This is a genomic window from Sphingopyxis microcysteis, assembly GCF_012274265.1.
GTDB classification, from domain to species: Bacteria; Pseudomonadota; Alphaproteobacteria; order Sphingomonadales; family Sphingomonadaceae; genus Sphingopyxis; species Sphingopyxis microcysteis.
This window is the reverse complement of sequence record NZ_JAANYY010000005.1, coordinates 383,069-402,133: the sequence shown is the minus strand read 5'-3', so window position 1 is coordinate 402,133 and position 19,065 is coordinate 383,069. Positions and strand designations below refer to the sequence as shown.

Here is a 19,065-nt window from a genome sequence, read left to right as displayed (position 1 = left end):
CATGACCGACGCCACACTCAGTTCGCTGCCCCGGCCTTGCCGTCCCAGTAGATCGACGGCGCGTGAAAGCCTCCGTAGAGCTGCCACTGGAGAATCTCGTTGGGGTCGTCGAAACGCGTTTGGGAAAGCCGCGTCCCAGGCGAAGTGCGCGAGTATTCCTCGACCCGGCCGGCATACGGCACATCATCTACGAAGCGCTGCGTAAGATCATACTCGTTCTGATCGTTGAGCTTGTCAGTGATCGGCGGGCAGAAGCTGCGAATGACTAACATGTTGTTCGTGGTGGGCAGCCTGTGAGCATCGCCCATCGCCCAGTTTATGCAACTGTCGGGCTTCTGCTCCTTTTCCGAAGTCCAGAGTTCGGACACGGTCATCGCGCGGGGGTCGACCTTTATCTCGACTGCCCGGCTGTAGCTCTCGTGGAAGGGCACGATCCGTCGGCCGTCGAACGGCCGAGCCTGGAACATGCCGTTGTCAAAATAGACGATGGTTCCCCAAGGCGTGACGTGAGGGTGGTGTTGCGACCATGGAAAACGTGTGAGGCCATCGGGTTTGAGTATCCGTGATTGAAATCTCTCCGGCCAGCCCTGCGGGTCACTGAAAATCCATCGGATCTCCTTCGTCTTGCGGTCGATGGCGACCAGAGCATCCAGATGCTTGAAAGAGGCGATGACGAGATTGTTCTTTTCATCGAACGTGATCCCATTACCATGCGTCCAATCCGCATAGCCAGGGTAACCCCTTACGGCCCAATAGGGCTGGAACGTGTGATAGTGCAGCATCTTGGGATCGAGATGGTCGAACGTATCCCACTCCCAGACTATTTTCCCATCCGCATCGAATTCGACGATCTTGTCGCCCATAACCATGGTCGGCTTGCGCGGGGCCTGCGGATCGGTGACACTCGTAGGATAGTCCGCGATCTCGCGGCCGTTCGCCGACATCGAGATATAGGTGCCCCACGGCGTGAGCGACGGTTCATGGTGCAGTGTCTGCAGTCCGGTAATCTGCGTTCCGCCCTGCACCGGACCAAGCCGGCGCATCTCGGGATACCATTGACGCAGGATGTTGCCGAGCATGTCGATCTTGACGACACGCTGGTCCTCGGTGGTGAAGATGAGTGTCCCATCGGGTGACGGCTTGATCCCTGCAACGCGCCGCTGGCTGATATAGTACCAGCGCACCTCCCCCCGGGCATCGAGTGCCAGGATCAGGCCCCAGCCCCGCGAGAATTGCTGCTGCGCCCTTGTCTGGAAGTCCTGCCGACCTGGCGCGCGCCGCCGCACACTGATGAAGCGCAGGCCGGGTTCAAGCACTGCGCTGTCGGCGAGGGTCGTCGTCAGGGTCGGCCAGGAAAGCCCCGGTGCCGGGAGCGCCGGTGTGCGCAGGGACAATGATCCGGGCGCATCAACCGCGCCCGTCTTGTCGCTGATGCGAACGCGCAAGCGGATGTCCTTGCCCGCGCCCAGGTCGACCAGCGGTAGGCCTTTGGCGGGATCATGGCGCGGCCCGAACTGGACCTGCCACTGCCTAGATCCATCGTCGAGGCTGACCGTGGTGGTCACCGGACCGCTAGTTCTGAAGCTGAGCACCGCGGCCAGCGGAACGGCAGGATTGGGATTGGCCCTTACACTGGGCGCTTCGAGGAATGCCGGTTCCGCGAGCGCGGGCTGGCAGACAAAGACGGCGAGAGGCAACAGGCGGCGGATCATGATCCTTCTCCAGGCTTGCGGGAGTCGCGGGAAAGCTGCTTGTCGACCGTAACCGGTCGAGTACGAGTATACTCAGACATCATTCCCCACCCGGCTTCTCGATCAGTTCGACGGTCAGACCATCAGGTCCGTAGACATAGGTCGCCCTTTGACCCTTGGCCGGCCCTCGTTGGACGCGATGGGGAGGAGCGCAGGAACCAAGCTGGGCCTGGACGGCATCGAGATCGTCGACATGCAATGCAAAATGGAAATAGCCTGTATCGCATGGTTGACGCAGGCCGATCGCGCGCTCGGGAGCTTCGTACTCGAGCAATTCGAAATGATATGCGTCACGCGCAACATAGGCGATCTCGCGAACTTTGGCCCCATCCAGTCGAGTGATTCCAGCCACAGCACCCGGATCGAACGGCGTGAAGCGAGACTGCGTTACGAAGCCGAGAATCGTCAGAAAGTCGAGGGCCCGCTCCATGTCGGCGACTGTAACGCCGATGTGTTCGAGGCGTCCGGTATTGCTCACTGATCGACCTCGACCACGCATACCACATCCCCGACCTGCGCTTCCTCGCCTTCGGGAACGCAAATCTCGACCAGCCTGCCATCGGCGCTAGCCTCGAACGCCTGGGTCACTTTTTCGGTCTCGAATTCGTATAGCGCCTCACCATTGGCGAAGGTTTCGCCGGGCAACTTATGCCAGGCAACAATCGTTGCTTCTTCCATGTTCATGCCGACGCGCGGCAGTTTGAGCTTAATCTTCATCGGTAGTCCCTGCAGTTCAACAGTTCGCGCACCACATCAGCAATGCGCTCCGCATTCGGATAGACGCTGCGCTCGAGCACAGGCGCATAGGGCATGCAGACATCCGGCACGGTGACGCGGCGCACCGGCCCCTTCAACATGGCAAACCCGCGATCTGCCGCGACGGCCGCGATCTGGCTCGCGGCACTGCAGCGATCACGCGCCTCGTCGACAACCACCAAGCGGCCTGTCCTCGACAGCGAGGCGAGGATGCCGTCCTCGTCGAGCGGGACCAACGTGCGGGGGTCCAGGATTTCGGCTTCGATCCCGTCCTGAGCAAGCTGCTTCGCCGCCTGTTCGGCAAGCTTCACCATCGCTGATATCGCAACGATCGTGACATCGCTGCCTGAACGCCGCACTGATGCTCTGCCGAACGGAACCAGATGGTCACCGTCGGGCACTTCGCCCATTTCCCCACCGCGCCCGCCCGGCTCGAGGAAGATCACGGGATCGTCGCTGCGCACGGCTGACTTGAACAGTCCCTTGGCGTCGCCGGCATTGGATGGAACAGCCACATGGACTCCGCCCAAATTCATGAACAGCGGATATGGGCAATCCGAATGCTGTGCTGCGGTTGATCGACCCCCACCGAACCCAGCCATGATCGTGATAGGAAGCTTCATCTGCCCGCCAGTCATAAGGCGAAGCTTCGCCATCTGATTGGCGATGGCGTCAAAGCCCGTGTACATGAAATTGGCGAACATCATGTGCAACACGGGTCGCCAGCCGGCCGCTGCCATGCCCACTGCCATTCCCGTCAGCAGCGCCTCGCAGATCGGCGTGTCCCGAACGCGATCAGGACCAAAGCGCTCGCGAAGCCCCTTGGTATCGCCGAACATGGAAATCTCGACGTCCTCGCCAAACAGGACGATCCGCGGATCGCGCTCCATTTCTTCGAACATCGCATCGTTGATCGCCTGGATCATCCGCCGCTTCGCCATGATCAGGCCTCCGCTGCCGAAAACATCATTGAACGAACCCGCGCAGGATCAGGATCAGCCGCAGATCTGGCCCTCTTGGCCATTTCCGCGATCGACGCCTTCACACGCGCACGGATTGCGGAAATCTCCTCTTCTGCGATACCTCCTTGGGCCAGAAGAGCGGCGCCGCGCTCTATTGGATCCTTTGCTACCCAGCTAGCGACCTCCTCCTCGCTGCGGTAGGGCTGCGACAGAAAATTGACTTCCGCCTCGACATGGCCGCGCGTGCGATAGGTGTAGGTCACCAGCAATGCGGGGCCTTCGCCTGAGCGAACGCTCTCCAACGCACGGCCCGATACGCGCCATACGTCCGCCACGTCGTTGCCATCGGCTTCGAACCCCGGAATATTGAAGGGGCTTGCCCGGTCAATGATCCGGCCGCTCGTCGCCACTTCGGATCGAGTGAATTCGGACCAGCCATTGTGCTCACACACCAGCAGAAGCGGCAGCTTCCACAGCGAGGCTACATTCATTGCTTCCATGAAGGTGCCCTGGTTGGCCGCACCGTCGCCGAAGAAGCAGACGGCTACCTTGCCATTTCCTTCCAGCTTGGCCGCAAAGGCAGCGCCTGTGGCAATGCCAAGCCCGCCACCAACAATGCCATTCGCTCCCAGAATTCCACGCGACACATCGGCGACGTGCATGGTTCCGCCGAACCCCCCGCAGATGCCATCAGATTTGGCATGGATTTCGGCGATCATCGCATAAGGATCGCCGCCTTTTGCCAGGAAATGCCCGTGCCCGCGATGGGTGCTCGTAATCCAGTCTTCGTCTCCCAGGTGCGCACAGATGCCTACGCCGGATGCTTCCTGCCCGATATAGAGATGCACCCCGGCAGGCAGTTCGCCCGCTCTAAACTGGGCCCCGAGATATTCCTCGGTCTCACGGATGACCAGCATCCGTTCGAACATGGCGACCAGCTTCTCGGGATCGGGATTATGATAGTCGTTCCTCACAAGCTCACCACCGTTGTTGTCACCTGGGAAAAGAAATCGAGAGACTCGCGTCCGCCCTGAGCACCGATCCCCGAACGACCAAGACCTTGCAGGGGGGTCAGAAAATCGCGGACCTGCCAGCAGTTCACCCAGTTGATCCCTGCCCGCAGCCGTGCAGACATACGGTGCCCTCGCGACAGGTCGCGGGTCCAGACCATGGATGCGAGGCCATATGGGGTGTCGTTCGCACGACTGACCGCCTCGTCCTCATGATCGAACGGGGAGACATGAATGACAGGGCCAAAGGTTTCCTCGCGCAACAAGGGCGAGTTATCGGAAAGGCCCGTTAGCACGGTGGCCGGATAGAAAGCGCCTTCACCAGGCGGAATGACTCCGCCAGCATGAAGCCGCGCCCCGCCTGCCATTGCTTGTTCGACAGCTGCATGGACCTTCGCGCGATGGGATTGCGAGATCAGCGGTCCCAGTTTCTGCCTTCCCGCCAGTTCGGCCAGTCTTGCAACGAACCCATCGAAAACAGGACGCTCGACAAAGAGCCGCTCGATAGACAGGCAGACCTGACCACTGTTGGCAAAGGCTGCGAGAGCGCTAGCTTCGACCGCCCGGTCGAGATCAGAATCGGCAAAAACCAACCCGGCATTCTTGCCGCCCAGTTCAAACAGCACGGGCCGAAGGCCCGCTGCAGCGGCAGTCATGATCTGGGTCGCGGCGCGCCCTTCGCCGGTGAAGGCGATGCCATCAACACCCGGATTTGATACAAGAGCGGCTCCCGTCGAATTGGCGCCGAAACCATGTACCAGGTTGAACACCCCCGGTGGCAGGCCGGCATCATGAAGGATTTCAGCCAGTAGTGCTGCAGAGCAAGGCGACTCCTCTGATGGCTTTGCGACAATGCAATTGCCTGCCGCCAGAGCCGGCACCAGGTTCAGTGCTAGAAGCAGGAGCGGGACGTTCCATGGAGCGATGACTGCCACCACCCCAAGCGCACGTCGGCTTGTATAGGCGATGGTCCTGGGAGCCGCTTCAGTCGCCATGTTCGGAGATGCAGCCCGGCCATGCCAAGCCTGTTCCGACCAGGTGCGCAAAAGGCTGGCATAAAGCCGAAATACCTCGATCGTGCGCCCAACATGTGCGCCCATCACCTGCGCGCGGGGCCGGCCAGTGTCAGCGGTCTCGGCGTCGGCAAGGTCATCCGCTCTGGCTGCCACCGCACCCGCCAGGCTTTCGAACAGGTCTGCGCGCTCGATTCGATCAAGAGCCTCCCAATCAGGTTGGGCCGCCCGCGCCGCGAGCACGGCGCAGTTTACAAGTTCCGCATCGGCTTCGTGTACCTTCGCAATCAATTGGCCGTCCACCGGCGACCGCTTTTCGAAACACCGCCATCCGTCCACCGGAGCACCAGCTATAAAGGATCGGATCTGCCTCACGCTTGCGCCTCTTCCCGCAAAGCAACATCAAGTTCTTCTGAATTGCGGATGCCGAGCTTGATGCCCCGCGTCACTTGCGTATCGGTGCGTCGCTCAATGCTGGCTGCACTCTCGGTCACCCGGCGCGGACGCAAGGCCCAATCGCGCAGGGCAGCTTCCAGTTCGGCGCGCACCTCCGCGCAACCCGGATCGCCCGCGCGATCGGTGAGTTCGTGGGGATCGTTTATAAGGTCGAACAACAACGGCTCAAAGCCAGGGCAGGCAATTAACTTCCATTGCGCGCCTACCACGGCAACGATACCGGTCTGATCAATCGCCTGCCCCAGTTCGCGCCGAAAACGCATTGTCGCATAATCAAATTCGCAGAAGCTGTATTCGCGAGTTCCCTCTTGTCCGTCGAGCAGCGTTAGTAGGGAATGACCTTCCAGCCGGGGATGCCCTGGGTCGCCTCCGCCCGCTTCGACGAACGTCGGCAGCAAGTCGATCGCCTCGACCAGGGCGTCGCAAGCCAGTCCGCGCGTAGCGTCAGCTGGTTCGCGCGGATCGACGACGATCATCGGCACACGGATCGAAGGTTCGTGCAGGAACTCCTTCTCACCCAGCCAGTGGTCGCCCAGATAATCACCATGGTCTGAAGTGAAAACAATCAGAGTGTTTTCCATCAACCCGCGCTCTTTGAGCGCGCCGAACAGCACTCCCAACTGGTCATCCAGTTGCTTAACCAGGCCCATGTAGGCCGCCACAACCGGTGTGCGCACAGCATCATCTGAGAAGCTCTGGCTGACCCGTCGTCGCTGGAAGCCAGCAAAGACAGAATGCGAGGTTACGCGCTCCTCCGGAGTACGGATTGCCGGGAGAACATCGTTTTCAGAGTAGGTCGCATGATAAGGGGCAGGCGCAACATATGGCCAGTGTGGTTTGATGTAACTGAGATGCAGGCACCAGGGGTCGCTTCCCAACGCATCAATGCACTCAATGGCGCGCCGCGTGAGATAGGGCGTTTCACTGTCTTCTTCTTGGACGCGGGCAGGATAGGGAGCCGTCTCCAACAACCATCCGGAGACCGGTACTCCATCGATCTCGACTGAGTTGACCCACTCGTGCCAAGGGTTCTCGCCGTCATAGCCCCGCTCGCGCAAGTATCTGTTGTAATCAGCCCCGAACCGCTTCTCTGCCGGCCAATGGTCGAGGTAAATCCCTTCTTCGCGCGAGTAGGTTTCGAAGCCGGCCTCAGAGATCAGAAGCCCCGAGGGAGATGCCGGATCGATCCCCCGCTTTTCCATGCCATCGACGTCAGCGCGCATATGGGTTTTGCCGACAAGCACGGTGCGATACCCGAGTGGTCGCAAGAAATCACCGATTGTCCATTCGTCCTGTCGCAATGGCGTATCGTTAAGGGTTGATCCATGCGAGAGCACGTATCGTCCAGTGTAGACGCTCATGCGCGCTGGACCGCATACAGCCGATTGCGCATATGCCCGATTGAAGCGCACGCCGCGTGACGCAAGCCAATCAAGATTTGGTGTTTCCAATGTCGGGTGTCCGTAACAGGACAGATAGTCCGCGCGAAGCTGATCCGCCATGATGAACAAGATATTCGGCCGTTTGGTCATAATCAGTAGCCGACAGCGGGAACAAAGCCCGCTTCCGAGAATATGTGCTTCGTCTCCATAAACACATCGAGGCCCATAAGGCCGTGTAGCCGTCCAATTCCGCTCTGCTTGTAACCGCCGGTCTCGGCCTCAGCGAACAGGCGGTTGTGGCTATTGATCCACACAGTACCAGACTTGATTGAGCGCGCGATCCGCTGCGCCCGGCTCCCGTCGCGCGTCCACACGCTTGCGGCGAGTCCAAAGTCGGTTGCATTGGCACTTTTTGTTGCATCTGCTTCGTCGCCAAAACGTTCAATCGTGACGATCGGCCCGAAGAGTTCATCGCGAACGAGTGTGCTGGTGCGATCATCCACCGCGATCAGGCTGGGCGAGAGATAACTTCCGCCGGCTGGTGCATCATCAGGATGTCCGCCAGCCACCAGCACATCGCTTGCACTCGCTACAATCGCTGCAAGCCGGTCGCGATTGGCCATGTCGATCACCGGCCCCATCTCCGATCGGGGATCATCGGCGGCGTTGACATTCAATGCACGGAAATGTTGGGCAAGCCGGTCGCCAACCTGCTCATACGCCGCAGATTCGACCAACACCCGGGTGACAGCCGTGCACATTTGCCCCGCCGCTGCCGTGGCCCCACGGACGATCTCAGGCAGAGCGCGGTCCAGGTCGGCGTCGGCGAAAACGACAGCGGGTGCTTTCCCGCCCAGTTCGAGGTTGAGGCGCTTGAGCGTCGCGGCCGAGGCTTCAAAGATGCGTCCCGCAGTATGGCGTGAGCCCGTAAAACTGATCGCATCGACCTCTCGATGCACCACCAGGGCCTGCCCCACCTCATGCCCGTTTTCGTTGACCGAGTTGAGCACACCAGGCGGCAAATCGGGAACCGCTGCCATCGCCTCGATCATCAAGGCATTGGTTAGCGAGGTTTGCGGCGCTGGCTTCACCACGACAGTACAGCCCGCTGCCAGCGCTGGCCCAAGACTGCGTGCCAACAGAGTCACCGGTGCGTTCCATGGTACGATGATCGCGGCCACCCCGATCGGCTCGCGGCTGAAGATTGAAAGCTGACCCTCGCCAACCTCCTGGACCCGGCCGAAGATCGTTCGCGCTACCCCGGCATAATAGCGAAGTTCAGATACGGCCGCGCCAACCTCCCCCTCCATCTCTGCAGTACGTTTGCCGCATTCCGATACCGATACCGCGACAAGCTGGCCGCGGATGCGTTCGATCGCATCGGCCATAGCCAGCAGGACGGCCGCCCGCTTTCGGGGATTGTTGGACCATCCTCCGCGTTCAAAAGCTCTCCGCGCTGCAGACACCGCTGCATCGGCGCAGTCCGTATCGCCTGGCGAAAACACGCTGGCTACTTCCCCTGTGGAAGGGTTGATCGTTTCCATGGTTCCAGAACCGGCATGCCAACTGCCGTCGATGTAGTTTCGAGCAAGTTTCATCGTCACGCGAACCTCACAAGATGCGCCATCCGCCATCGGCACCAATTGCCTCGCCGGTCAGGTACGACGACGCATCGGACGCCAGCCAAAGCGCAACCTCGGCAATCTCCCTAGGGGTGGCGGAACGCCCCATGGGAATGAACGGCTTCGGAAAATTCGGCAGGGCATCGTCAGTGACGATCGTTTCAGCCATGTTTGTTTCGACCAGTCCCGGGCAGATCGCATTGATACGAATGCCCTGGCTCGCGTACTGCACTGCTGTCGCCTTGGTGAGCCCGAGAACGCCGTGCTTTGCGGCCGAATAGGCAGGGTTCCGCGGAGCTGCAAGAAAGCCCATGACCGAAGATAGGTTTATGATCGTTCCGCATCCTTGGACAGCCATCGCGCGCAGTTCGTGCTTCATGCACAAAAACACGCCCTTGAGGTTCACGTTCATCGCGCGATCCCATTCTGCTGCTTCGACATCGGCCAACATTTTGCCGAGCGGACCGAGAATGCCGGCGTTATTGACGGCGATATCCAGTTGGCCATGTCGACCGAGAACCCCAGAAACCATCGCTTCGACCTGCCTCTCGTCGGCAACGTCGCACGCAATATCGGCCTCGCTCGACAGATCGGCTGTCACGACTCTAGCGCCCATCGCAGAAAACAGGTCGGAAATTGCTCGTCCGATACCCGCAGCCCCGCCTGTGACTAGCGCAACCTTGCCGTTCAAATTTGCCATCAGATGTTCACCGAGCCGCCATCAACGAGGAGTGTCTGCCCAGTCATGAAGTCGCTGTCCGACGAGCAGAGGAAGATGAGCCCGCCGAGCAGATCTTCGGGATAGCCATCCCGCTTGAGAGCGCGGCTCGCGACTACGCGATCACGGTTCGTATCAAGATGTTCCTGGTTGGCGCTGATTGAATCCGACATGATCAGACCGGGCGCGAGCGAGTTGATGTTAAGGTTGTGAGCACCAAGCTCGCGGGCAAGAGCACGAGTGAAGCCTAACATCGCGCCCTTCGACGTGACATAATGAGACATGAAGGCCAGGCCCTTATAGGCACTGCCCGACGAGATGTTGACGATCTTTCCTGCGCCCTTCCCGATCATCATCGGCGCAACATGCTTCACCATCAGAAATGGACCGCGCACATTGACGGCCATCACCTTATCCCACAAATCGACATCGAGTTCGGTCACTCTGACGTCGCCAAGGGTGGCAAACACCGCCGCATTGTTGACAAGGATGCCAACATCTCCAGCCCATGCTGCAACGCTCGCAATCCCGGCCCTGACAGCAGATTCGTCGCTGACATCCACTCGAAAAAAACGAGCGGCGTCGCGTCCTTCGACAGAGTTGATGTCGGCCGCTAGGTTTTCTCCGTCGGCCAGGTCGAAAATGGCCACGCGCGCGCCTTCCTGCGCGAGCGCGCGGCTGTAATGCACACCGATCCCGCGCGCTCCGCCAGTCAGGATCGCGACTTTACCTTCAAGCTTTCGACTGGTCATGTCTGCTCCGGAAAATGGGTGGTAATGAGGGAGAGTTCATGCGCCACCATCTGTGCGCGGGCCCGCTCGGAATCCCGAGCCTCGAAGGCGCTTACAATCTCGTGATGATACCAGCAGGCCCGCTCCATGGATTGGGAGAGCGTCGCATCAAGCCGACCCAGGACATTGAAGGGCGAGTTCAGAGCGGTCTCCAGGATGCGCTCGCCCCGCGGGCTGTCCGCCGCCCGCCAGATGGTCGCATGAAACTCCCGATTCAACTCGTCGAAAATCGGCCTTGCCTCGTCACCATGCTCGCGTACGGCGCGTTCCATCCGGTTAGAAAGTTCTCGCAGCGAGGCGATTTCGGAACTATTAAGCCGCGTTGCAGCACGGGCCGCAGCACGACCCTCAATCAACGCCTTCAACTCCATGATTTCGATCCGGTCAGCCTCGTTGAACTCGGCTACCACGTGCTTTCGGTAGCGCTCCTTGACAACAAGGCCTTCCGCACTGAGCCGACCAATCGCCTCACGCAAAGGGGTTCGGCTCACACCAATGCGAACAGCTAATTCTGCCTCAGGCAAACTCTGGCCAGCGACGAGCGCCCCCTGTAGAATCCACTCCCGCAAGGCTCGATAAGCGACATCCACCGACTTGGGCAGATCAGAGTTTCCCGGGTTCGAATCGCCTCCATTTGTCATTGCATTGCTCATGGCAGCACCTCGCGACCGAATTCGCTCAGAGCCGTCATGCGGCAAGATGTCAGCTTCGAGCACCAACGAATGATCCCTTCCGGCCAGTGCGAATCTAAACCTCGTGAATCTTGGTATACCATGCCCAGCTCTCCTTTCAAGTTTTTGTGCCATTTTTGCCAATTATCGTGATTCCAGTATACCCGCGTTGGGAGCGCGAGATCGCGAGAGGCAGTTTTGACCTTCCTCGAACTGTAAGTCATCCTCTTCGTAAAACCGGCGAGTTCCTGTCCATTAGGAGCCAGAAAGCAACAGACCTGAGAGCGATCTCACATCGGCAGACATTTGCACTGGCCGGGCAAGCGCCTGATTGATGGTGTATGATCATCGCGGTCTGACGCGAGAAGTGCCGACGACATAGATCACGACAAGATCAGGTTTGCATCCACGATACGGCGCGGATCCACTTGTCAATTTCCGCCTCAACCCATACGGCACATTTGGGCCCCAGCGATCGTGACCTTGGGAACCGCCCCTCTCGCTCATACGCTGATAGATGGCGGAGCGGCGCAGTCCGACGCGGGCGATCACTTCCGGCAGGCGCAAAAGCCTCGCCGGCGGCGCTGCTTCGGGCGATTGAGGCGTGCGCATTTCATCTGGTGTTGCATGCGGCATAGTTGTGATCTGCCCCCTTCTGAGTGGTCCAAAATTGATGTTATTTTGGATGACGAAGGAGACATGGAATGCCGAGCAAGAAGCATCGCCCGGAAGAGATTATCGGCAAGCTGCGTGAAGCGGAGGTTGTGCTGGCGCAGGGCGCCACGACCGCCGAGGCGTGCCGTCGGATCGCGATCAGCGAGCAGACCTACTATCGTTGGCGCAAGGAATATGGCGGTCTGAAGACCGACCAGGCGCGGCGGATGAAGGATCTGGAGAAGGAGAATGCGCGGCTTCGGCTTGCGATCTCCGACCTCACGCTCGACAAGTTGATCCTGCAGGAAGCTGCCCGGGGAAACTTCTGAGCCCCGCGCGCCGCAGGCGCTGTATCGACCACATCAGTACAATGATGCCGGTGTCCGAGCGGCGGCTCTGCCGTGTGCTCGGGCAATACCGATCGACACAGCGCATGGTGCCTCGCGGGGCAGATGACGAAGCCGTTCTCACTGAGGACATCATCGCGCTTGCTCGGCAGTATGGCCGCTATGGCTATCGGCGGGTGACGGCGTTGCTGCGCGATGCGGGGTGGCATGTGAACCGCAAGCGGGTCGAGCGCATCTGGCGTCGCGAGGGGCTCAAAGTGCCGCAAAGGCAGCCGAAGCGCGGGCGGCTGTGGCTGAACGACGGATCGTGCATCCGGCTTCGGCCGGAATATCCCGGGCACGTCTGGTCCTACAACTTCGTCGAGGGTCGCACCCACGACGGGCGCAAATACCGGATCCTGTCGATCATCGACGAGGCGAGCCGGGAGTGCCTGGCGTTGCCGGTCGCACGCAAGCTCAAGATCGACGACGTGCTCGCGGCACTCGCCGAGCTGTTCGTCACGCGTGGGCCGCCGGCGCATATACGATCGGACAATGGCCCGGAGTTTATCGCAACGGCGGTGCAGCAATGGCTCGCCCAGATCGGCGTAAAGACGCTCTACATCACGCCGGGTAGCCCGTGGGAGAATGGCTATTGCGAAAGCTTCAACGGGTCCCTGCGTGATGAACTGCTCAACGGCGAAATCTTCTACTCGCTCGCAGAGGCACAGATCCTGATCGAGGCTTGGCGGCGGCATTACAACACCGTCCGGCCGCACAGCTCGCTGGGATATCGACCACCGGCTCCCGAGGCCGTTCCATCGCCAGTTTCGCCCTCCGGTTCCGCTTCGCTCCACCTGCGGCCAACACTGGCGATGGAGGCGTCAATGCACTAACAATCCAATCGGGCCACTCGGTGGGGGCCGGTCACAGTTCCAAAATATTTACCTTCAAGCTCTATGCGATCTTTTACGAGAGAAAGGAGCGCTTAGAGATGAAGGTTCTAACGACGCTGACAGTGGCGACGCTTGTGCCGATGTCCTTGCCGGCCCAGGCCGCGAGCGCGAGTTTTGAGCTGATAGGTCGCGTGCCTGTGTCCTGTAGCGCTTCTGTCGCCCACGCCGATCTACGCGAAGGAACGCTCCAAGTTGTAATCACGGAGGATTGTAACACATGGTACAATCTTCGAATGGCTTTTCCAGAGGGCAGCCGCGTGAGCGGGGTCTCAGTGGATGGAACGTCTTACCCGGTGCGAGACGGAACCGCGCTTATTGCGCGAACACCTTTTTCCGGATCAGCAACGACGGGGTCGGAATTTCGTGTAGAGTTTAGCGAAGCAGGGGCAGCTGAGGACCTAAAAACTCTGCATCTCGAAGCGATCGCGCGATCTTAAGGAGATCTGGTCTTGGGCGATGCTCATATCGCGTCGACGCTGATCACTATCAAGTCGCGATACTCGCCCGCAAATTTATTGCCGACTTTCGGGACGGTTGCCACAGCCCTATACGACGCTCCTTCTAGGGTTCGACGAGGTGACCGCGTAAGAAAGAATGGGCCCGCCAGGTTCGCGGGTGTCCCATCCACAACCAGAGTGTACGGGATGACCTCCGACTTCATCCCCACGTGCGCGAGCATGCCGCGATTTCTCGAATCCAGCCGAACACGCACGGGTTCGTTGGCCCTTAGTTGGATAAAGATCTGGTTCGTTGAGCCGTCAGTCAGTTCTCCCAGCGACAACACTGCGCTGCGTACGCCTGCATTGAACACACTAGCAGTGCCCGCTAAATTGACCTGCGCGCGTGACTGAACCTGTACACTTAAGGGTAGGCGGCGGTCCGCACGAACACCGCCGGTCTGGCCGACCAAGCGCAGTTGGATGTTTTCGTCGTAATGCCCAGATGGGACTACTTGACCTGCCGGGATCCTCACCTGAAGACGAAGGATCGTCTCTGCGTTCGGACCCAGCGCAACAGGTACTCCGAACCCGCTGTCCTGCTCGTTCGGAAGACGGACACCGTGCGCGCCCAAGATTTCGTAAACGAGGGGGGCGCCAGATGCGGAACCGGTCATTTTCCTGTTGCCAGACGATCCACCGATCGCGAGAACCTTTAGGTCACAAGCCTGGTCTGCACGATTACTTATCGTGACTTCTAACGGGTAAATGGTAGCATCAGGCGAGAATGGCTCATACGCGTCGTTACGCGGTGCAGCTACTCTGCTGATCTGCGGATCGCAGGCTTGTGCTGATGGGGTTCCTACCAAAAGAGCAACGACCATTACCGCGGCCAAAAGAACTTTCATTTGCTCGCTCCCGACATCTGGACTTTTCCGACATTGACCAATCCCGCACTGTCAGTCGGGATGACAATCTCCAGCCCTGTGTCCTCATCAGAACCGATAGCAAGTTTATAACGACCTGGCTTCAGGCCGGTTGCCGCGAACCTGCCCGCCCTGTTTGTGAACAACGGTATCGGTGGGTCCCCAGGACGGTCTCTTGATTTGAGCGTGCCAACGATCAGAGAAACTGGCTGCCCTTCGGTGTCCACAAGAACGCCCATAACCGTGCTCGCGGCATCGGAGCCAACAGTTAACCTGAATCCGCTGCCACTTCCCGGAAACACTTCGAAAGTGCCGGCACCAAGGTCATATCCGGTTGGCAGGTTCTCGACGTCCACAGTTACTAAGTTTCTCTGGTACGGACGATTCGTTGTGACGAGTGCCGGGCCAAGGGCATCGACCCGTGCGTAAACCTCCCCGGCGCCACCAACTGCAACCTTCACGGAACTCTCGGCCAAAGTCTTGTGGCGCTCGACGATTGCAAAGCCATCGCGATATGGGCGACCGACCGCGACGGCGCCGTCAGCAAAGCCAATTGCAGTGGCTGCCCGTAAAGTTGTTTGGCGCACACGCCCACCCGATACCGTGTCATCGAACAAATCGAACCGACCACCTAATTCTGCGCGATTGGTGATGTAGTTAACTTCGCCTTGGAAGCCGCGTTCGCCGTCGGCACCGCTTACTCCAGCACGGAAGCCTAGACTGCCGACAGAGTTGGTCAGACTCCGTTCGTATTCGACGCGGTAGCGGTCACTTCCAGTCTCGTAGCGCGCGTTAATGCCATCGCGCGATCCGAGGCGAAAGCTGAGGTTGAAGAACACCCTGTGATCGACACCGCGAAACTGCTCGTCCTCTCCCTCATAAAGGACCGACACATTGAGTTTCCCGAAGGAGCGACTGAGGCCGCCTGACCAGCGCGTCCGGTCTCTGCCGACGCGCCGATCTGTGTAACCGAAGGCAGCATTGGCGAAAACTCGGCCTGGCAATGCCTGGCGGTATCGAAAGGCGACATCGTTCTTGATATCTTGTCCTACGGATCCGTCGTTTAGGACGGAAAAGTCACGACTACGATGGTCCCAGATTGCCTCCACCTCGCCCAGCTGATCAAGCAGGCTGAATGACTTGATCCAGCCAAATGCTGCGGCGAAACCTTCGCCCGCCCGAGAGGTGCTCGCAGACGCTTCCATTCGGAATGTCCCCAGCGTCGTTGCTAGGAGAGCCTCGCCCCCTGCTACCTGGGCGTGTCTGTCGGCTTGCGCATTGATGCCCAGCGTGACGCTTTGGGTGACACCCTGCCGAAAAAATCCCGAGAACTGCGGATTGCCCCCATAGCGGAAACCCTTTTCCGTCGGGAAACGAGGAAAGCCCACGGCAAATGAAAACTCGTTGATACCTTCCTCGAGGAGAGTGGTAGTGAAGGACCTAGAAAAAGACGCGATCTCGCGCCGGCCGGCCTCGTCCTGGATTAGGAGACGCACCTCGTTTAGCCCTTCGGTGAAGGGAAGGTCGCGCAAGTTATAGGTGCCGGCACTGAGTTGGATGGTGCGGGTGATGACCCCGTTTACTTCCACCTCAACAATCGCATCACGATCAAGCGTGAAGCTCGTACGCCCGGCGGGCCTGACGTTTCGCGTTGGCTGAAGTTCGGCAAAGGCGCGTGTAATTGCGACACCGCCGAGCGGAGTCGCTCCCTGGAGCGGCAGCGCGAATGGATCCACGTCTCCGGCGGCATACCGAATTGCGTTCCGCCAATCATCGTGGATCAGAGTGATATTGCCACGGGTCAGGCGAGCATCTCTGCCACCATTATAGGTCCACTGATGAAACAGGTACGCGCCGTCTATACCACCGACGTTCAAGAAGCCGTCGATGCCAACGGTCGTCGGCTTTCCACCCTCCCGCGCGGGATTGAGTTTATCATGATGCACAAACGCCTTCGAAACGAAGAAGTTCATACCTCCGGCGAACGCCGCCGGGAGCATCGTATTCTTGTTGGGTGAGTCGATGATATTGGGGCTTAGCGCAAGTTCCTGCGCCCGTGCGATTTCGGGTGAAATGGACACCGACAAAGAGAGATTGGCAGAATCGAACGCGACCTCGATCCCGGGCACTTGCAACGCCGCGAGCGATATCAGGGGATCGGCGGCGGCGATGCGCGCTTCGAGCTCTGCGCGCGCGCTGTCGTTGACGCGAGGGCCTATCAGGTCGCGGAACCGTTTGGCATCGACCCCGATCACTTCGCCGCCCGTCGTCGTGCGAGCGGCGATGTCGCCAATGTAAACGTCTCGCAAGGTGAGCGGGAGGTTCACATCGATGGTGCGCTGCGCTTGTGCTGGAGGATCAGAAGCCTGAGGCTGAGCGTACTGCGCCTTGGCTGGCGGGGCGGCGACAGCAGCACAAGCCGCCGCACCAGCCAAGAAATAAGCCTTGGCAGAAAACTCTGACACTAACCGTCTTCGATGCCCCCCCACCTGGCTTCTACTTGATCGTCAGCTGCACCGGCCCCGACAAGTCGAAGTTCTTGGCGGCAGGGATTTTGTAAAGCCGACGGCCATGAGACGGCACAACGGACGCTACCAGCGTCTCTCGCAACGGATCTCCAGTGAGTTCCATCTTCGCGCCCGCGGCGTTGGTGAACGTCCAGGTCGTGTTACCAAGCGGCGCATATCGCGAGCCAGTATTTTCTAGCAGCACGTCCATCAGCCCGGGCTCGCTAGCCGCTTTGACGGAGACAACCTTGAGTTCCGTCTTTGCGCCCGCCGGCACCACGTAGGCGGCGGTTCCAAAATTGATCACGAACTGCACGCCAGTCGGTGCGTTCGGATCGACAACCGGTACCTGGTTGATTCCGATCACATACATCGCAGTGTCGTTGACGACGGGCTCGCCCACATATTGTATGCGAACAGCCTGGGTCTTCCCCCGCTCGACCACCATCTGGGGCGGGAGGACCACAAAATCGTCCTCCGCAGGGGTACGCGTTTCCTGCCCCGCTTCGTCCCAGCTCCGCTTCTCCACCACGACTTCAAGCGTGATCGGTCGGTCGGTGGTATTGTCGACCCGCAGTACGGTCGACGCGCCGGAACCAGTCGGGGCCAGCTCATAGCTCATCGGGTATACCCGATGCGCCGCAGCTGGCGTTGCGAACAAAACCGCGGTAGCCGCGGTCCATCCGAAAATTTTGCGACACACTGACATGGTCTGACCCTTGCTGGATGGCTCACAACGACTCTAGTCGACGGGTTCCATCTCAATTGTAAATGTCTCGCGGTAATTTCCCGCGAGCAGTTCTCGAGCGCTGCCCCAGTTGATTCGCATTCCGCCGTGCTGATCGATGACTGAGGTGCCGGATACGAAATCCAGCCCGCCAGCCCATTGCGCACCCGCTGCCGAAAAATTGGCCGCGACCGGCTCACCGCCATTGCTGACCATTGATGGCCAAGACACCGAATAGGGGAGATAGCTTCGCGCGTTGCCCGACTGATACAGTTCCGTGTGGCGAAGAGCGCCGTTTGCGGCGGTTGCCTTGAGCCGGAAGGGTATATTGCAGTTCAGACTGACGCCTACTTCTTCGACGCGCGAAGCGACTAGATTTACGGTGGCTGACGCTTGGTCAAAAATCACGCTACACTGAAGGGAGTTGACCGCTCTGATCGCAATCACAGCCTCTTTGCCGAAATCACGCTCGAAGTAAGTCTGATCGCGGGGTTGCAGGACCGTCTGCTCGACCACCTGCGCCTGCGCCGACGCAGACGCGATTGCCAACCAGCAGCCTAGCAAGATGTACTTGCGCATCACACCCAAACCCTCCTGCAACCAAGCCGAAAACAGGGGTGGCTTCAGAAAGCCACCCCTGCATCCATCGCCTCGTTATGAGGCAGCCTATCAGTTGGCGGTGATCGAAACGCGAACGACATCGGTGTAGTCACCGGCGAAGAGTGGGTTCGCAAGGGTGGCCGATGCCGGCTTGGCGAGGATCAGGCTCAAAGTGCCGGTCTGGCCGTTCACAAAGGCGCCGGACGAACCCAGGTTCGTCGTGTGAGGAGTGGCCAGTGACACAGGCGTGGCGATGCCAAGGCCAGAGCCGCCGCCGTGGGTGATGGTGTAGGGCACAAAGCCTTTATTTGCACCGGCCACGTTGTTGAGCTGACCGGCATTGTCCGAAGCAATCGTCCGGGTGAAGCCGTTGGCGCCGTTGCAGCGGTAGGTCAGGCTGCCAGCCGACTGAGCGGCGGTGCTATTGAGGTCGACGGTCACGTCACGGACGTCAGGCGACACGGTGCAGACCAGGGCGATGTTGCCCGTGATCGAGACGTCCGCCTTGTCGTCAGCCACGGCAGGAGTCGAAGCGAGCACGGCAAGAACCGAAGCAGCAGCAAAAAGAGTCTTCATCACTATTCTCCACAATGAACCAGCACGATTGCCGATCATCAGATTAAACGAGGCACGCCGTGCCACCGAAGAGCTGCGCGACGTCACCATTTCTCACGCCGGTATTCCCGGCGCAAACCTTCGGCTTCGTTCAATTGTCGCACGACATCGCCCTGAGCGAAGCGCCCAAGAGACGGCCTGCCCAAATGAGCAAAGCTACAGGAATGTGGGTAATGCCCGTGTTA

Annotated in this window: 17 protein-coding genes and 1 pseudogene; 1 reads left to right on the top strand and 17 read right to left on the bottom strand. The window is 59.6% G+C overall.

Annotation, left to right across the window (positions count from 1 at the left end):
• Positions 1-17: 17 nt before the first annotated feature.
• The 12 genes and pseudogenes from G9408_RS15830 to G9408_RS15775 form a co-directional block, all read right to left on the bottom strand.
• Positions 18-1,712, bottom strand: coding sequence for an aryl-sulfate sulfotransferase (locus G9408_RS15830; RefSeq protein ID WP_168454875.1), 1,695 nt, complete (start codon positions 1,710-1,712; stop codon positions 18-20).
• 79 nt (positions 1,713-1,791) lie between these two features.
• Positions 1,792-2,229: a VOC family protein gene (locus G9408_RS15825; protein WP_168454874.1), complete on the bottom strand. Its 438-nt coding sequence runs from the start codon at positions 2,227-2,229 to the stop codon at positions 1,792-1,794.
• Positions 2,226-2,468: a lipoyl domain-containing protein gene (locus G9408_RS15820; protein ID WP_118074345.1), complete on the bottom strand. Its 243-nt coding sequence runs from the start codon at positions 2,466-2,468 to the stop codon at positions 2,226-2,228. Before G9408_RS15820 ends, G9408_RS15825 begins: the two co-directional genes overlap by 4 nt.
• Positions 2,465-3,448: an alpha-ketoacid dehydrogenase subunit beta gene (locus G9408_RS15815; RefSeq protein ID WP_168454873.1), complete on the bottom strand. Its 984-nt coding sequence runs from the start codon at positions 3,446-3,448 to the stop codon at positions 2,465-2,467. The genes G9408_RS15820 and G9408_RS15815 overlap by 4 nt, the downstream gene beginning before the upstream one ends.
• Before the next feature lie 2 nt (positions 3,449-3,450).
• On the bottom strand, positions 3,451-4,443 hold the full coding sequence (locus G9408_RS15810; RefSeq protein WP_328804488.1) for a thiamine pyrophosphate-dependent dehydrogenase E1 component subunit alpha: 993 nt from the start codon (positions 4,441-4,443) through the stop codon (positions 3,451-3,453).
• Positions 4,440-5,831: an aldehyde dehydrogenase family protein gene (locus tag G9408_RS15805; RefSeq protein WP_328804494.1), complete on the bottom strand. Its 1,392-nt coding sequence runs from the start codon at positions 5,829-5,831 to the stop codon at positions 4,440-4,442. Before G9408_RS15805 ends, G9408_RS15810 begins: the two co-directional genes overlap by 4 nt.
• Positions 5,832-5,863: 32 nt before the next feature.
• Entirely contained in the window at positions 5,864-7,480 is a 1,617-nt protein-coding gene (locus G9408_RS15800; RefSeq protein ID WP_168454871.1) for a sulfatase-like hydrolase/transferase, read from the bottom strand.
• Positions 7,481-7,482: 2 nt separating this feature from the next.
• Complete coding sequence (locus tag G9408_RS15795; RefSeq protein ID WP_168454953.1) at positions 7,483-8,928, bottom strand: aldehyde dehydrogenase family protein; 1,446 nt, start codon at positions 8,926-8,928, stop codon at positions 7,483-7,485.
• 13 nt (positions 8,929-8,941) lie between these two features.
• On the bottom strand, positions 8,942-9,652 hold the full coding sequence (locus G9408_RS15790; protein WP_118074350.1) for an SDR family NAD(P)-dependent oxidoreductase: 711 nt from the start codon (positions 9,650-9,652) through the stop codon (positions 8,942-8,944).
• Positions 9,652-10,422 (bottom strand): SDR family NAD(P)-dependent oxidoreductase, encoded by a 771-nt coding sequence (locus tag G9408_RS15785; protein ID WP_168454870.1) that lies wholly within the window; start codon positions 10,420-10,422, stop codon positions 9,652-9,654. Before G9408_RS15785 ends, G9408_RS15790 begins: the two co-directional genes overlap by 1 nt.
• The gene (locus G9408_RS15780; protein WP_168454869.1) at positions 10,419-11,114 is read right to left on the bottom strand and encodes a GntR family transcriptional regulator; all 696 of its coding nucleotides are present in this window, start codon (positions 11,112-11,114) and stop codon (positions 10,419-10,421) included. The genes G9408_RS15785 and G9408_RS15780 overlap by 4 nt, the downstream gene beginning before the upstream one ends.
• A 412-nt stretch (positions 11,115-11,526) precedes the next feature.
• A pseudogene (locus G9408_RS15775) lies at positions 11,527-11,768 on the bottom strand (AlpA family phage regulatory protein).
• A 68-nt stretch (positions 11,769-11,836) separates the two neighbouring features.
• Between G9408_RS15775 and G9408_RS15770 the strand changes: the two are divergent.
• Positions 11,837-13,008 (top strand): IS3 family transposase gene (locus G9408_RS15770; protein ID WP_168454868.1). Its coding sequence is split into 2 segments (ribosomal slippage): positions 11,837-12,101 and positions 12,101-13,008, totalling 1,173 coding nucleotides; the frame shifts between segments, so codons are not numbered across the junction.
• A 520-nt stretch (positions 13,009-13,528) separates the two neighbouring features.
• On the opposite strand, the gene G9408_RS15765 is transcribed toward G9408_RS15770, so the two are convergent.
• From G9408_RS15765 to G9408_RS15745, 5 genes are all read right to left on the bottom strand, one after another.
• Positions 13,529-14,413, bottom strand: coding sequence for a hypothetical protein (locus G9408_RS15765; protein ID WP_168454867.1), 885 nt, complete (start codon positions 14,411-14,413; stop codon positions 13,529-13,531).
• Positions 14,410-16,896, bottom strand: coding sequence for a fimbria/pilus outer membrane usher protein (locus G9408_RS15760; protein WP_210423401.1), 2,487 nt, complete (start codon positions 16,894-16,896; stop codon positions 14,410-14,412). Before G9408_RS15760 ends, G9408_RS15765 begins: the two co-directional genes overlap by 4 nt.
• 31 nt (positions 16,897-16,927) lie before the next feature.
• The gene (locus tag G9408_RS15755; RefSeq protein WP_168454865.1) at positions 16,928-17,560 is read right to left on the bottom strand and encodes a fimbria/pilus periplasmic chaperone; all 633 of its coding nucleotides are present in this window, start codon (positions 17,558-17,560) and stop codon (positions 16,928-16,930) included.
• Positions 17,561-17,680: 120 nt separating this feature from the next.
• Positions 17,681-18,244 carry a hypothetical protein gene (locus G9408_RS15750; RefSeq protein ID WP_168454864.1) on the bottom strand — a complete coding sequence of 188 codons (564 nt, stop codon included), beginning with the start codon at positions 18,242-18,244 and terminating at the stop codon, positions 17,681-17,683.
• Positions 18,245-18,334: 90 nt separating this feature from the next.
• Positions 18,335-18,841: a hypothetical protein gene (locus G9408_RS15745; RefSeq protein WP_168454863.1), complete on the bottom strand. Its 507-nt coding sequence runs from the start codon at positions 18,839-18,841 to the stop codon at positions 18,335-18,337.
• Positions 18,842-19,065: the final 224 nt, after the last annotated feature.

What these genes read in the sequence shown, in the direction of transcription:
- G9408_RS15830 (WP_168454875.1), bottom strand. Translation starts at nt 1,712, where the DNA reads ATGATCCGCCGCCTGTTGCCTCTCGCCGTCTTTGTCTGCCAGCCCGCG.
- G9408_RS15820 (WP_118074345.1), bottom strand. Translation starts at nt 2,468, where the DNA reads ATGAAGATTAAGCTCAAACTGCCGCGCGTCGGCATGAACATGGAAGAA.
- G9408_RS15815 (WP_168454873.1), bottom strand. Translation starts at nt 3,448, where the DNA reads ATGGCGAAGCGGCGGATGATCCAGGCGATCAACGATGCGATGTTCGAA.
- G9408_RS15800 (WP_168454871.1), bottom strand. Translation starts at nt 7,480, where the DNA reads ATGACCAAACGGCCGAATATCTTGTTCATCATGGCGGATCAGCTTCGC.
- G9408_RS15795 (WP_168454953.1), bottom strand. Translation starts at nt 8,928, where the DNA reads ATGAAACTTGCTCGAAACTACATCGACGGCAGTTGGCATGCCGGTTCT.
- G9408_RS15790 (WP_118074350.1), bottom strand. Translation starts at nt 9,652, where the DNA reads ATGGCAAATTTGAACGGCAAGGTTGCGCTAGTCACAGGCGGGGCTGCG.
- G9408_RS15785 (WP_168454870.1), bottom strand. Translation starts at nt 10,422, where the DNA reads ATGACCAGTCGAAAGCTTGAAGGTAAAGTCGCGATCCTGACTGGCGGA.
- G9408_RS15780 (WP_168454869.1), bottom strand. Translation starts at nt 11,114, where the DNA reads ATGAGCAATGCAATGACAAATGGAGGCGATTCGAACCCGGGAAACTCT.
- G9408_RS15765 (WP_168454867.1), bottom strand. Translation starts at nt 14,413, where the DNA reads ATGAAAGTTCTTTTGGCCGCGGTAATGGTCGTTGCTCTTTTGGTAGGA.
- G9408_RS15755 (WP_168454865.1), bottom strand. Translation starts at nt 17,560, where the DNA reads ATGAGCTATGAGCTGGCCCCGACTGGTTCCGGCGCGTCGACCGTACTG.
- G9408_RS15750 (WP_168454864.1), bottom strand. Translation starts at nt 18,244, where the DNA reads ATGCGCAAGTACATCTTGCTAGGCTGCTGGTTGGCAATCGCGTCTGCG.
- G9408_RS15745 (WP_168454863.1), bottom strand. Translation starts at nt 18,841, where the DNA reads ATGAAGACTCTTTTTGCTGCTGCTTCGGTTCTTGCCGTGCTCGCTTCG.